Here is a 13,239-nt window from a genome sequence, read left to right on the forward strand (position 1 = left end):
GAAGAATCCTCCGCCGCCAGCAACATGATCAACCCCCGAAGGACTTCGGGCTCCGACCACTTAGCGCTGGGACCACCAAGGCGGCTGACGCAGCCCAGGAACGGCGAGGACCCTGGCGACGGCAGCGCGTCAAGGTCGCAGCAGGTACGAGAAGCGCAGTGCCCCGCCCTCCTCGCGGTAGCGGCCCCGGCCGCGCTTTCCGTAGGGGTTGGGGAGCATCTGGATGGCCACCTTGTGAGGGGTGAGGGCGTGGGTGACCACCAGGAGGCGCCAGCGGTCGTTGCCCGCGTGCTGGCGGGCCGCGCGGACCTCGCTCTCTCCCAGTTCGAAGCGGCCGCCTTCGCCCCCGGTCGCCTTCACCTCGTATAGGTAGGGCCGGCTGCCGGAGCCGACCTGGAAGTCGAAGCCGAGGCTGTCGTCGCCGGCCGGGCCGGGGAAGGCTTTGCGGCGGTTGCCCGACACCCAGCCGGTCTCGTCCATGTGGTCCGGGTATTGCGCACACAGCCACTGGTACGCGTACCACTCGCCCACGTACCCGATGGCCTCCCGCTGGGCCGTGGTCAGCCCACTGTCCGTGCCGCCCCCGTACCGCCGCCCGCGCGTGCGACCGGTGGCCCGGTTGTGCCCGGTCCGGGGAAGGGGGTCCGTGAAGCGGAGCGGCCCAGCGGCGCTGATACCTGGCGCCGCGCCGTTCTGCAGGACCCGGTCGAGTTCGCGGGTGAGGGCGGTGAAGTCGCCGGAGTACACGTCGAAGTCGCGGCCGCCGACGGAGATCGAACGCAGTTTGCGCTCCCGTTCGCGGCGCTCGTGTTCCGCCGCGTTGCGCACCCGGTCCAGGTCGGCCTCGGCCAGCCCGTGCCGTTCGGGATCCGTCGCCGCCGCCATTCCGTCGGGCCACTGGCCGAGGGCCGTCAGCCAGCCGACGACGTCGGTGGGGGACAGGGGCCGGAAGTCCAGCGCGCCCGCGGCCTCCAGCCGCGCGGTGACCTCCTCGGCGGGCTCGGCTCCGGTCAGGGCCGCGGGCAACGGGTGTCCGGCCGCCTTGACCAGGACCGCGAGGTCGGCGGCCAGGCCGGTGATCATACGGAGGTTCGCGCCGCGTACCTGGTCGTACGTGGGAAGACGTTCGCCCGATCGGGGCAACGGCACCGAGCGGCCCAGGCGCAGCGCCAGCTGCTGCTCCACGTGCGCCTCCAGGCTCCCCGTGTCGGCCGTGTCCACGGTGTACGCCCATGCCTCCGGCGCGGTGATCCAGTCCAGGGCCCGGACCGAGGGCCAGTCGGGCATCGGACGGCGCGCGTCGAAGTCCTCCAGCGCCGCCCAGCGCAGCCGGTTGACGAGCTCCTTCCTGCGCAGGTCCAGATAGGTGCGGAGCGCCTCCTCGTGCTCGTCGGCGTGGCTGACCGGCGCCAGGGGCGGGCTCATCGCGCGCAGGGTGTCGTTCAGCTCGGCGAATCTGATGCCCAGGTCGCGCCGCAGTTCGTCCGTACCGCGGGCCGCACGGGCCCTGGCGATGAACTCGGATACGGGCACCGGGAGCTCGGCGGCGTACTCCTCGAGGTGAGCCTGGAACTCCCGGGTGTCGGCCGGCGGCGGCAGGAACAGCGAGTCCGCCGACTCCGTGCCGAGTAGGTGGACGAGGAAAGGCCGGCAGCGCTCCAGGACCACGCCGATGGCCCCGTCGATCCGGCGGCTCGTCTCCCCGACCTGGTGGACCGTGACTTCCAGGGCGTCGGCGAGCTCCTCCTGGCCCGGGTCGCGCAGGTCGGCGTGGCGGGAAGCGAGCTGGTGGGCGGCGAGGCGCAGTCGGTCGCCGAACTCCCGCCGTCCCAGCAACTCGGCGACCGCCACCACGATGCGGGTGGTCTCGGGCCAGCCCGGCTCGCCTGCCGGGGCGAGGACGAGCGGATGCTTCGGATCGGGCAGCGGCAGCACTCCGCCGAGGCGCCCCGGCAACGTCACGGTCCGGCCATCGAGCTCGATGTCCCAGGAGCGGTAGCGATGCAGACGTACGCTCCGGAGCAGGGACGTCAGCTCGCTCAGCTCGGCCTCGCTCGCCCGAGGGCCGTGCGCCAGGTGGTCGGAGAGAACGCCCACGGCCAGCGTGAGCCAGGGCAGCTGCTGGACCAGTGGCTCTCCCATGGTCGCGGGGTTAACCCGTGCGCCGTCCACGGTCACAGTGAACGTCAGGTCGTCGGTGTGCCTGACGGTGGCGGCGTGTTCGGCCGCCAGCAGCTCGGCGGCCTCCGCCGAGACACTGGGAAGGGTGAGCAGGGGGCGCGCCATCTCCCGTACCAGCAGGGCCGTCAGGCCGTCGCGTTCACCGCTGACGTAGAGCACGGTTCCGGCATCACCATCGCTCTCCCCGCCGTCCAGGGCGGACAGCGGTACGCTGATCAGCCGGTCCCCGGACTCAGCGAGCAGACTGGCACCCTCGGGCAGTGCGGGACGGGGCCGCTGTACGAGGTGCCTCCAGGCGCGTTCGTTGGCGCGCTGCGCCGCGGGCTGGTCCTCGGCCCCCAGCGCGCCCTCCGCCGCAAGCCGTCCCAGCGCGGCGATGAGGCGGTCGCTGTCCCGGGGGTCGTCCCAGGTCGGCAGTCGCATCTCCCGCAGGCGGTCGCTCGCCTTCCCGCGTCCCAGAAGGTGGCGCAGCCGATGGTCGACGGTCGGCGCGTATGAGGGCTCCTCCTCCAGCCCGGGCGGGCAGTGCCAGGCGTCGGCCGGCCGGACGAACCGTACGGCCCGGTCGCGGCCCCGCACCGGGAGCCACGGCTGCTCCCGGATGAAGGCGCCGAGCGGGGTCGGGACCCGTTCCCTGTCTGGGGAACTTTGGCTGCCGGCACTGGTCCAGACGCTGGTGAACCTCGCGTCCTCCCAGCTGGCCAGGCCGTGCAGGACCAGCCGTGCGTACGCCAGCCGGGCCTCCTGCCCGAGGTGTTCGACGACGTCCTGGCCGGGGAGCCGCCAGGCCGGGGTTCCCCGGTACGGCGTCCGGGGGTAGTCGGCAGTGGACCAGGTGCGGATGTACGGCTCCCACTGCTCCCGCACCTCGGCAGACACCTTCGCCATGCGGACCAACTGCCGAGCGGTGAGCTCCCGGCCTTGCTCTACCCTGCTCACGGCGTCGGAGGACCTGACCGGGACCAGTCCGTCTGCCACCCCGGCCTCCAGCAGGAACGCCCGCCACTCCTCGGTCTCGCCCCGCTTGGTGAACTCCTCGGGCGCGGCAAGGAGACGTCCGGCGATCGCCTTGAGGCTCTTCGACACGTCCTGTCCGGCGGCAACCACCACCGCCAAGTCCTCACCGACGGACGCGCGGCCCCAGCCCCGGCCGAAGACGGCGCCGCTTGCTCTGATCAGATGGCCGTCCGCCGCCGACGGTACGTACAGTCCGAGCGAGGAGATCTCCGTCCCGCCCAGTGAACGCCGCGGCTGCCACAGCCGGAAGACGAAGCGCAGGGTCTGGAGCCGCAGCCGGAGATCGGTGCTCGCGCTGAGCGCCTGCCGTACGTGGTCCAGCAGGCCCCTTACGTCGTACGGCCGGACGAGCCCCTCCTGCTCAAGGAAGGCCCGGGCAGGCCGCCCCCGAGTGCGCTCGCCGCGGTCCTTCCAGACCAGCCCCGGGTGCAGGGAGAACAATCGCTTGCCGAGCAGGGCAGGGACGGTCGGGGCCTCGGTCTGGTTCGCCTCCGTACGCAGGGGCTGGAAGAACGCTTCGCGGCGTGCACCCTGACCGCCCGGCTTGCCCTGTGTACGTGTACGTGCGCTTGTGCCCGTACCCGCCCTGTCGGGGGGACGGTTGGTGTGCCGCAGTGTGCAGTCTTCCGCGAGCAGCAACGGTCTGCCGTGCAGGACGTGCCCGTCATCATCGAAGAGGGCGGCCAGGTCCTCATACAGCGCGCTCCACTGCTCGGGGGACTCACCGGACCGGGGAAGGGGAAGGCCCCCAACGATCCGTTCCACGTACTCGGCGAGGACCTCCGGGCCCGGCTCCCACGGGCACGCGAGGGCCTTGCACAGGGTGGCCAGCCGTTTCAGCCGGTCACCGCCGATCTCGGGGTCCGCCACCACGATCCCGGCCTCGTGCGCGCGGTGTGCCGTGAGGACGGTCAGGTCGAAGGCCGGCCACAGGACCGCACCCCGCGGCGGGGCCCAGCCCGCCTCCGGCGGGGCGCCGTCCGCGGCGAGGACGGGCACGAGCGGTACGTCGGTAAGTTCGCTCCCGTGCACGCGCAGAGCTGCCGCGCGGAGCCGCCCCGCCGAGCCCTTTTCACTCTCCCAGCTCACCAGGTCCACGGCCAGCTGCCGGATGGACGGCTCGGGCACGGTACGCAGTATCGTGGCGGCCGCCAGACAGGTCTCGGCGACCGCGTCGAGCAGCAGCACGTTAAGGGGGTTGTCGAAGGGAAGCCCGGTGCGGTCGAACTTGGTGAAGAACGGAGCGTTCACGTGCCCCGGGAACGGTGCGGCCTGGTTCTCGCCCATCGGCAGGAAGGTATAGATCTGCCCGCGCCGCGGTCGGCGCGGGGCGGGTAGCGGGAGCGCGACCTCGACGACGGCGGACCGCTTCCACTCCTGCCACGTGTCGTCGAGGAGCCCGGAACCCACGGCCTCGGCGAGCGTGCTGTTCAGCCGTTCCTTCTCCACGGTGCCCCGGGCTACGAGAAAGGTGCCGGACGTCCCCAGGTCCACGGTCGCGCAGGAGACGGGGAATCCGTGCCCGGCGCCGTCCTGCGCCACCACGAAGCGCTCCTCGGATCGGGTCAGCTCGTGCCAGTCGAGCGCCTCGTGGCCGTCGTCCAACTCGCCCGCCTCGCCACCGACGGTCCGCCGTTCCAGCGTCAGGCCAGCGAGCCGGTCGAGGAACAGCATCACGGGTACCTTTGCCTCCGCGAGCTCACGCATCCGCAGCCGGACCTCGGCCCGGGCGGCCTCGCTCAGCAAGGGCAGCCGGACGATGGTTACGTACCCCTCGGCGGCGAGCTGCCGACAGGTCGCGGGCACATCGTCCAGCGGTAGGGGTGCCTGGAGCGGCGGATACTTGGCGGCCACCTCGTGGGCGTTGTCCTCACCGGCGAGGAACTCTTCCACGTCGACCTTCTGCGCGAAGCGGAAGCAGTACCCGTTCATTTCCGGGTCGAGAGGGCTGTCGGGGTCTGCGCTGTAGATCTCGGGCGCTTCGCTGATCAGCAGGATGCTGCGGAACCCGACGCCCTTATTCCCGATGCCCTCGCCGACCTCCTTCGAGCTTTGCGCGAGCTCGCAGACCCGCTCGACGTCACGCCAGGTGAAGGGCGTGCCGCCGTTGGCGACGTACAACGTCCCCCACTCGCCCTCCGCCTCGTCCAGCAGGACGTGGACCCGTCCGTCGCGGCGGTCCCTCGGATGCGCGTCGTAGCCGTTCTGCAGCAACTCGAAGAGCGACCGGCCGGCGTACTCCCGCGCGCTCGTGTACGACACGGCGTTCACCTGCCGGGCCATGCGCAGGACTTGCTCCGACCGGGCCCCCTCCAGCACGGACCGGCCGTACTCCCGCAGCTGCTCGGCCCGGGCGTTCCTCGCCATGGTTCTCCCCTCACCTCAGCGTGATGAGGACGGTATCCCGCCGCACTGACACCGGGGGCGGCGCGAGGGACCACCATGTGGAGCGCGGCTCGGAGCGAAGTTTGACGTTTTACAGGACGCGAGCCCGGGCCAGCTGGTCCGGGCTTGTTCGCGGATCCGCGGGGCCGGATGCTCCTGCACGTGATGCTGGCTCAACGACGCTGCCGCACACAGATCACCCCACGCCCGTGGCAGTGCCAGGAGAAGGCTGCTTCTCCTGCGCGTCGAGGGCCGCGTCGACGAAGGCCCGTACGAGTGCGGCCGCCTCGGATGTTGATACGTCCTTTGTCCACTTGCCGGTGTGCCATCCGCTGCACTGCAGCTCGAATCGGTGGACGTCGTGTGCGTACTCCAGCTCGCGGGCGTACGGTTGCTGGCGGCAGCGCCCGTGCCGCTCGGTCCGTTCCAGGTACGCGTGGACCACCCCGATGTGGAATCGGCGCGGCAGGGTCCGCTGCGCGCGGCAGTCCCGGCACTCCAGCAAGTGCAGCACGTTGTCCTCTTCGCGCAGGTACCAGTCTGGCGCAGACATGCCTTCACGGGTGTTGCAGCTGCCGCACAGCGGGCCTTCTCTGAACTAAGCCGTCACGCCCGATCGATGACTTGGGTAGCCTGCAGTCGGTGGAGACTGGACTGAACGAAGATGACTGGCTGGCAGATACGCGGACGTCTTATGACACCGTCGCTGCAAGTTACGCAGAGTTGACGCGTCACATTCTGGACGAAGCACCTGAAGAACGCGCGGCCTTGGCCCTGTTTGCTGACCTGGTGCGTGCCCAAGGCGGTGGGCTGGTCGCGGACGTGGGGTGCGGGACAGGCAGGATCACAGGCCACCTGCGGGACCTTGGCCTGGACGCGTTCGGCGTCGATCTGTCACCTGGAATGATCGATGTGGCCCGTCGTGATCACCCCGGTGTGCGGTTCGATCTCGGTTCCATGACGGACCTCGCCTTGGCCGACGCCTCGGTGACTGGCCTGGTCGCCTGGTACTCACTGATCCACATTCCTGACGATGAGATCAGCTCGGTTCTTGCGCATTTCCGTCGAGTGCTTCGGCCCGGTGGGCCTTTGCTGCTCAGCTTCCATGTCGGCGATGCATCGCGGTTGAAGACTGAGGGCTATGGCGGGCACCCGATGAAGGTCTATGTCCATCGCCGCCAGCACCATCAGACGATTGAGTGGCTTAACGAAGCTGGCTTCGCCGTCGAGACGCACAAGACTCTCACCTCTGCGGAGAGCAAGCTGGGAGGGATCATCCTCGCGCGTCGTCAACCGTGAGCGGCTCCGCCTGTCGCGTGACGGAGCCGATCAGGTGGTCCGTGCGGCGATCTCGCCGAAGGTTGGCAGGCCCAGGTGGATGACTGAGGGCTTGAGAGCGGCATCGAGCTGGGTCAACTTGTCCTCGGCGCCGGCCAGGCTGATCTCCAGGCCCTCGACCTCGCCGAGCCAGCCCTCCCGCTGAGCTTCGGCGATCCGGTCGAGCAGGTTGTCGCGGATCTCGGTCAGACGGTCTCGCTGGGACGGCTCGGGCCGGAGGAGCGAACATCGAACGCAAGCGTGCTCGTGGATGCACGACGTTCCGAAGGCCCGAGCGCAGGTTCCCAGAGAGAGCTTGCGCTTCTCAAAGTGGGCGAGGAAGGCGTCCCACTCCTCGTTCGTCGGGGTCCGATATTCCTCGCTGGGACGAAGCGATCGACGGCGGGCGATGAACGCGCGGTGGGCTTCGATGGCGTCCGCCGGGTAGATGGCGTTGTAGCCCATCGTGGTGTTGATGTCGGAGTGCCCTGCGAGGACCTGCGCGATGTGCGGCGGCAAGCCGCTGCGGATTGCGTCAGTGATGAAGATCCTTCGGAAGTCGTGCGGAGCGAAGTCGAGGGGCTGGCCCGCGGAGTCGGTAAGCCCGGTTCGTTCCAGGACCTCGTTGAGACCATTGCGGATCAGCTGACGGGACACCGGTGTGCGCTGGCCTCCGTATGTCCACTGGAACAGCAGCGGCATCGGCGGGTTCCAGATTTTCTCCGCGACGTCGTAGTTGGGCAGCATAGGGATCGCGCCTGTTCGAGGGTCACGGACTCGGGCAATGATCGTGCTGAGCACGTCGGCCAGTTCTGGGCTGACCAGGAGAAGCCGTTCCTCGTCGGTTTTCGAGGGAGCGACCTGGAGCAGAGGCACGACTTCACCACTGGTAGGCAGCTTGTACTGGATCAGGGCGTGATGGCTGGCCTCCAGCATCTCCTCGATCCGGACGCCGGTGTGCTGCAGGAACTCGATCGTGGCCCAGGCCCAGAACGCCCGTTCCTCGACCAGCCCCAGATGGACGCGTCGGCCGGACTCGTCGTAGGCCCGGAACGGAGTCGACGAGTCCTTCTTCTGGCGTGTGTATGTTCTGCCCCTGAACGTGAACTGGCCGCCGAGCGGGGCGGCCTGCAGAGCCTCCATCCCCTCCCGAGCCTCCGTCCAGTTCGCCCTGGCGGCGCGGACAACGGTAGACAGCGCGGGCAGTCGTTCACGGGTGCGCTGGTCCATCTTGGCCTTGCGGCGCTTCTGGTACTTGGAGGTACTGGCATCGGCGGCGCTGACCGGGCAGGGAGCAACCCACCGGCCCCAGCGTTCTGGTTCCTCGACGGCCCAGTGGGCCAGGTCAAGGTATAGAGCTCGAACTCCGATCATGAGGCTGCCGTAGTTGGCACGCTCCGTCACTGCCTCATGGATCATGCCATCAGGCAGCCGGCGGCGCGTGACTTTCGTCCGGCTGACCTGCTTCCATGCGCTCACGACTTCAGGCGGCAGCCGGAGTGTGTCGATGCCGGGCTGGATGCGCTCAATCTGCAGCCAGAAGTTCCTCACAAGCGTCCGTGACACGTCCTCCAAGGACGTGTAGTCCATGGTGGGCTGGCGTTCCTTGAGGTACTCCACCAGCAGGTCCCGGATCGGCTTGGACTGCGGCCGGTAGCGGTCGACGAGCTGCTCGACCGAGACCTGGCCGGACGTTCGGTGCAGGAGCCTCAGTGACACGGGCGCGTCGGGCGGCAGGTGACCCATGTCCTTCAGCCAGGAGTAGAACAGGCTTTGACCGCCCGACGTGGCCCGCTGAGCTCGATGCGCCTCCATGTACTCAATGGCGTCTCCGACATTGATGTCGTCCAGACCCCCACCCTTGGCGATGACCAGCTTGACCAGCACGTTCTTGGCGAGGATGCCGAGGTGAGAGGACCACGCTTCTGGGCCCACCAACTCCTGAAGGCGGGCAAATCCCTCAGGGTCACGGTACTGGCAGATGATGGCACGCAGATTGGTCGAGGTCCGGGTGAGCTGCCAGTGGAGCGACGGCCGGAGCACATCGGCGCAGACCAGGGCGAACAGGCCCGTGTTCAGGATGCCGTTCGCATTCGCTGCGTCGTAGCCGACCCATCTGGCGTTGAGCTTGTTCCACTGTGCTCCGGTCGAGGTTGCGGCGGGAGTCGCGTTCCATCGTTGTTGCCAGGTGGCGCCCGGCTGGTCCAGAAGCCATCGGAGAATGAGCGTTGCGCCCCGGCGCCGGTAGAAGTGGGTGGATTCGCTCGCGGCCCGTAGCGGAGGTTGGTTCAGTCGAGCCACGACCTCCTCAGAGGACTGGCTGGTGGCAGGCCAGGCGTCCTCGTAGGGCCGCGGCGGGAAACGCTTCTTGGCGGCCCGGAGAGCCTCGCCGGCGAGTGGCTGTGCATCTCGGATGGCGGCCGGAGCGCGCAAGGTCTCAGTGCTCGTCACCATGAGTTCTCGAAGAGAGTCTTCAGCGAGTCGGAGTTGTAGCCGGGGGCCGGTGGCGCGGGCGGCCGGTCACGCTGCCCTGCCCGGCGTGCATGATGGGCGCGGACGCGTTCGATCACTTCGTCCTGGCTGGCCGGAAGGTAGAGCTGTGTGGTCGTCAGATGTGCGTGACCGAGGACCCATTGGACGTCGGTCAGAGGCACGTTGGGGTCGCGGGCGAGCCGGTAGGACGCGGTGTGGCGTAGATCGTGAAGCGTCCAGTTCGCCCCGAGGAGATCGTTGGCCCGGTTGAACATCGCGCGCGCCGCGTCGTAGTTCAGCGGTCGCCAGGGCCGCCTCAGCGTCCACCACAATGGCAGATTCTTGCCCCGCGGGATGCCGTCTCGCCGTGTTTCCTCTTGGTAGAGGCGCAGCCAGACGAAGGCGTCGGTTGAGCAAGGAAGCTGCTGGTAGGCGCGGGTTCCCTTTCGGATTACGCCGACCAACTGCTGTCCGGGGAGGGCGTCGCGCTGCCGGCTGGTGAGCAGTTCTTCGGCGCGTGCACCGTTGGAAACCCAGAAGGCCAGTAGGGCGCGATCTCGGTTGTGTCGGAGGGCGGCGAACAGCGCGTTGAACATCTCGTCCGGGATGCGCCGGGGCGCACGTTTCGGGATGGTCGGCCGGTAGCGGCCTGTCCGCTCTTGGTCAAAGGGCCGGTCAGGCTTGTGGTGGGCGTTCGCGCGGCCGCCGCGACGCGAACGGTCGAGCGGAAACGGGTTGATGATCGGCCCGGTGCCCTCGTCCCGGTGGAAGTCGTAGAACGTGCGGAGCACGGTTTCGCAGTGCGCGCGCGTCCTCGCGGCGTACTGCGGGCCGGGTGAGACCTTGCCCGTGATGGCGTTCGGGGTGCCGGGGATCTTCTTTCGGGTCGTCCGCGGCTTCGGCGCCGTCTCTTCGGAGTGGCCCGCCTTCCGGTGTCTCCAGTGCAGGCGCTGGGGCTTGTTCGCGATCTGCATCCACCGGATGAAGTCCCGTGCATCGGTACGCGTTGCCCGGTTCCACTCGATGTTGAGAGCCCACAGGAACCGCCACCAGCGCAGCAGGTCCATGCCGTATGAGCGGACCGTGGAGGCAGGTTTGTCCTCTGCCTGCAGCTCGGCGAAATAGACCCGGACGGGGTCGACGACAACGCCGTCCTGGTCGAGCAACTGGTACGGCGCCCACTGATTACCGGTCTCCTGCAACCTGCCTAACTCGGGCAGGACGAACGCCGCCAAGTCCCGCTCGGGGACATCACCTTGAAGCATCCCGAGAAGCTAGCGGAGAGGCCATCTGACCTGCAAGAACTCACGAGTTAGTTCGGTTAACGGGCCGCGGACATAGCCGTGCTCGTGGCAGTGATCCCACGCCGATGCAGGACTCTCCTTGCACAACCGGCACAGGTAGTCGTCTGCCCGGGTGTTGCGCCTGCGCGGCGACTCGTACAGCACGCCGCACATGTGGCCGGTGTACAGCTGACAGGTCGCCCCCGCACACGGTGGGCACATAGTGACGTACCCCGTCCTCGCGCTGTGTCGTCTCCAGCCGCCCCAGTGCGGCCCCTGAGCTCCGCAGGCGCACAACCGGGCCCGAGCGACCAGCTTCTCCTCTCGCTGCTCCCAGCGGTCCAGCAGCTCCGTATAGGCGCGAGGCAGGAGCCAGGTCTCACCAGACCAGGTCAGCAGCTGCAGCGGCCGGGTGCTGGCGATGTTCTGGGAGTCCCGGCGCTGACTGCAGGCCGCGACGAATTCCTCCCAGGTCAGGCCCCCTGGCAGTCCGTTGGCACCGACTTCCTTCCAGGCGTCGTTCCATTCCTCCCACGGGACCTCCGCCTGAGCCTTGTTGCGAGCCGCGTCGAACATCCACAGCATCAGTCGGCGCCGCCAGTTGGGACGATTCCACTCCTCCGGATCGCGCTCTGGCCTTTCGTAGTACATGGGTAGCTGCACGTCGTCGACGTCACCCAAGTCCACATCTAGCTCCGCGAACGCCCGGCTGGCAGTGCGGATGTCTCGCTCGTCGTACGTCCAGCGTGCCTTGTGCTTGTAGCAGCGCAGCGCTATGTCACCGATGAAAACGTGGCCGTGTCGCTGCAGGCCTGGCATGTGGAGGAGCTCGTCGGGGTCCAGCGGGACCATGACGCTTTGCGTCAGGTCCGCGAACAGTGAATGCGCGTACTCACGGCTGATGAGCATGGCCGGATGGTGGCAGAAGCCAGTGACAACGCCTCCATGTATGGGTGGCGGGCGCTTCCGATCTTCGATACTGACCACCACGGCGCACGGCTTCGATCCGTAGTAGGACGTCACCTACTGGGCACCGGTCGGTTCCGTCGACCTCAAGGCGTTCGACGACGGCGGCACTCATACGACATCCGCGCATGCCAAGACTGCTTGCCCTGGCATGCGGAGGTTGTCCTCGTTGCGGGGAGGCTCTCGTCAGGGAGTGACATGCCGTGGGGTGTCCGCAGTCCCGGGAGCTTTTCCAGGGCTGAGACGCGAAAATCAGAACCGGGACGCTCCTTCGATGGGTGATGATGTTGCGGTGAGTCTGGATTTGAGCAACTACGAACTGCGCTGGCCCGCATCACTGTTCATGTCCGAGGGTGAGCGCATCCTTCGGTCCGCCGGCTCCTGGCAGAACCGGGCGACATGGCTCATGACGGAGGCATTGGTTGGCACCACCGCGGTCGCCGACTTCGAAGACCTGCCCAACCAGACCGCGCCGACGGCCGATCCTTGGGCGACCACTGCCACAGGCTGGAGCACCAGACGGACCGTGCCGGACCAGCACGCATGGTTCACGGAACTCATCAACCGGGGGTCCGAGCTCAGGCGCGCTGCTGCGCCCCGACCATACTGGCCGCAGCGCCATGGCAACGGACTCGCCCACGACGGCAGTACTGCGCGAGACTCCCGGCGCGCCTTCGCTCGGCTCATCAACGAGTTCGATGCCGACGGCTACCTAGTTGAGGCGTTCGGTGAGGAATGCGTCGACGATCACAGCAATCTGCCCGATCCCTCCGAGGTGATCAACGGGCGCTTGGGTATCCCTGATCTTTGGCCCCTGAAGCCAGCGACCTGGGACGAGGACACCTTTTACGGGCTGATCGAGGTATTCCACGATCTGGTGAGCCGTCCCCGTGTGCGCCACTACCACTCCTACGGCAGCTGCGGATGGCACCACTCGGAGTTCCACAACGGCCCCGCGCGCACCCTGTACCGGTGGAAGATCAACCGCCTGCTGCGAGAGGCCAGCATCGAGTACGAACTGGCCGCGGAAGGCGAGGACCTCGGGCGCTTGGTCGCAGTAACCGACGACGCCCGAAGCCAGCTGGTGCACCGTGCACTCAACGACAGCCCACCCGACACCACAGCCGGCGTCCGCCATGCCATCGCGCTCTTCCGAGGACGTGACACGTCGGCCGAGAGCAAGCGATCGGCGATCTTCAACCTCGCCCGCATCCTCGAGGAACGCCGCGCTCTGATCAAGGAGCACCTTGGGAAAGACGAAGGTGCGCTGTTCGAGATCGCCAACCGCTTCGACCTGCGCCACCGCCGGGCCGATCAACTAGGTGATTACGACGACGTGTTCCTCGACTGGATCTTCTGGTGGTACCTCGCCACGGTGGAGCTGACCAACCGATTGATCGCTTCGCGGAACCCCTTTTGACCTCTGCGGATCAGCCTTTGAAACCGCCCCCCGACTCTGCTGCGCACTTCGGACGAGCCGCAGGGAACGGCTACGAAGGCTGCGACGACCACCTCGTCGCAGTAGATTGCAGTGGGCGCCTCGAAGCCGCCCGGGATTGCGCAGCGGTCGACGCGGGCGAGTGGCCTGACCAGCAGTGAACGCGAGGAGCTGGTCGCG

Annotated in this window: 7 protein-coding genes; 2 read left to right on the top strand and 5 right to left on the bottom strand. The window is 68.0% G+C overall.

Annotation, left to right across the window (positions count from 1 at the left end; translation table 11 throughout):
- Positions 1-129 precede the first annotated feature (129 nt).
- Both OIE69_RS42865 and OIE69_RS42870 read right to left on the bottom strand, forming a co-directional pair.
- Positions 130-5,565, bottom strand: coding sequence for a sacsin N-terminal ATP-binding-like domain-containing protein (locus OIE69_RS42865; RefSeq protein ID WP_326569927.1), 5,436 nt, complete (start codon positions 5,563-5,565; stop codon positions 130-132).
- A gap of 214 nt (positions 5,566-5,779) precedes the next feature.
- Positions 5,780-6,136 (bottom strand): hypothetical protein, encoded by a 357-nt coding sequence (locus OIE69_RS42870; protein WP_326569926.1) that lies wholly within the window; start codon positions 6,134-6,136, stop codon positions 5,780-5,782.
- A gap of 101 nt (positions 6,137-6,237) precedes the next feature.
- Between OIE69_RS42870 and OIE69_RS42875 the strand changes: the two genes are divergently transcribed.
- Positions 6,238-6,882 (top strand): class I SAM-dependent DNA methyltransferase, encoded by a 645-nt coding sequence (locus OIE69_RS42875; protein WP_326580870.1) that lies wholly within the window; start codon positions 6,238-6,240, stop codon positions 6,880-6,882.
- A 30-nt stretch (positions 6,883-6,912) separates the two neighbouring features.
- On the opposite strand, the gene OIE69_RS42880 is transcribed toward OIE69_RS42875, so the two are convergent.
- The 3 genes from OIE69_RS42880 to OIE69_RS42890 are packed head-to-tail and all read right to left on the bottom strand — an operon-like array spanning position 6,913 to position 11,564.
- Positions 6,913-9,354: a tyrosine-type recombinase/integrase gene (locus tag OIE69_RS42880; protein ID WP_326569925.1), complete on the bottom strand. Its 2,442-nt coding sequence runs from the start codon at positions 9,352-9,354 to the stop codon at positions 6,913-6,915.
- Positions 9,348-10,637, bottom strand: a complete 1,290-nt coding sequence (locus tag OIE69_RS42885) for a tyrosine-type recombinase/integrase (protein ID WP_326569924.1) — start codon at positions 10,635-10,637, stop codon at positions 9,348-9,350. The genes OIE69_RS42880 and OIE69_RS42885 overlap by 7 nt, the downstream gene beginning before the upstream one ends.
- Positions 10,638-10,646: 9 nt before the next feature.
- Positions 10,647-11,564 carry an endonuclease domain-containing protein gene (locus OIE69_RS42890; protein WP_326569923.1) on the bottom strand — a complete coding sequence of 306 codons (918 nt, stop codon included), beginning with the start codon at positions 11,562-11,564 and terminating at the stop codon, positions 10,647-10,649.
- 331 nt (positions 11,565-11,895) lie between these two features.
- Here OIE69_RS42890 and OIE69_RS42895 point away from each other — a divergent pair, with 331 nt between their 5' ends.
- Complete coding sequence (locus OIE69_RS42895) at positions 11,896-13,041, top strand: hypothetical protein (RefSeq protein WP_326569922.1); 1,146 nt, start codon at positions 11,896-11,898, stop codon at positions 13,039-13,041.
- The last annotated feature ends 198 nt before the right edge of the window (positions 13,042-13,239 follow it).

Source organism: Actinacidiphila glaucinigra (assembly GCF_035918135.1).
GTDB classification, from domain to species: domain Bacteria; phylum Actinomycetota; class Actinomycetes; order Streptomycetales; family Streptomycetaceae; genus Actinacidiphila; species Actinacidiphila glaucinigra.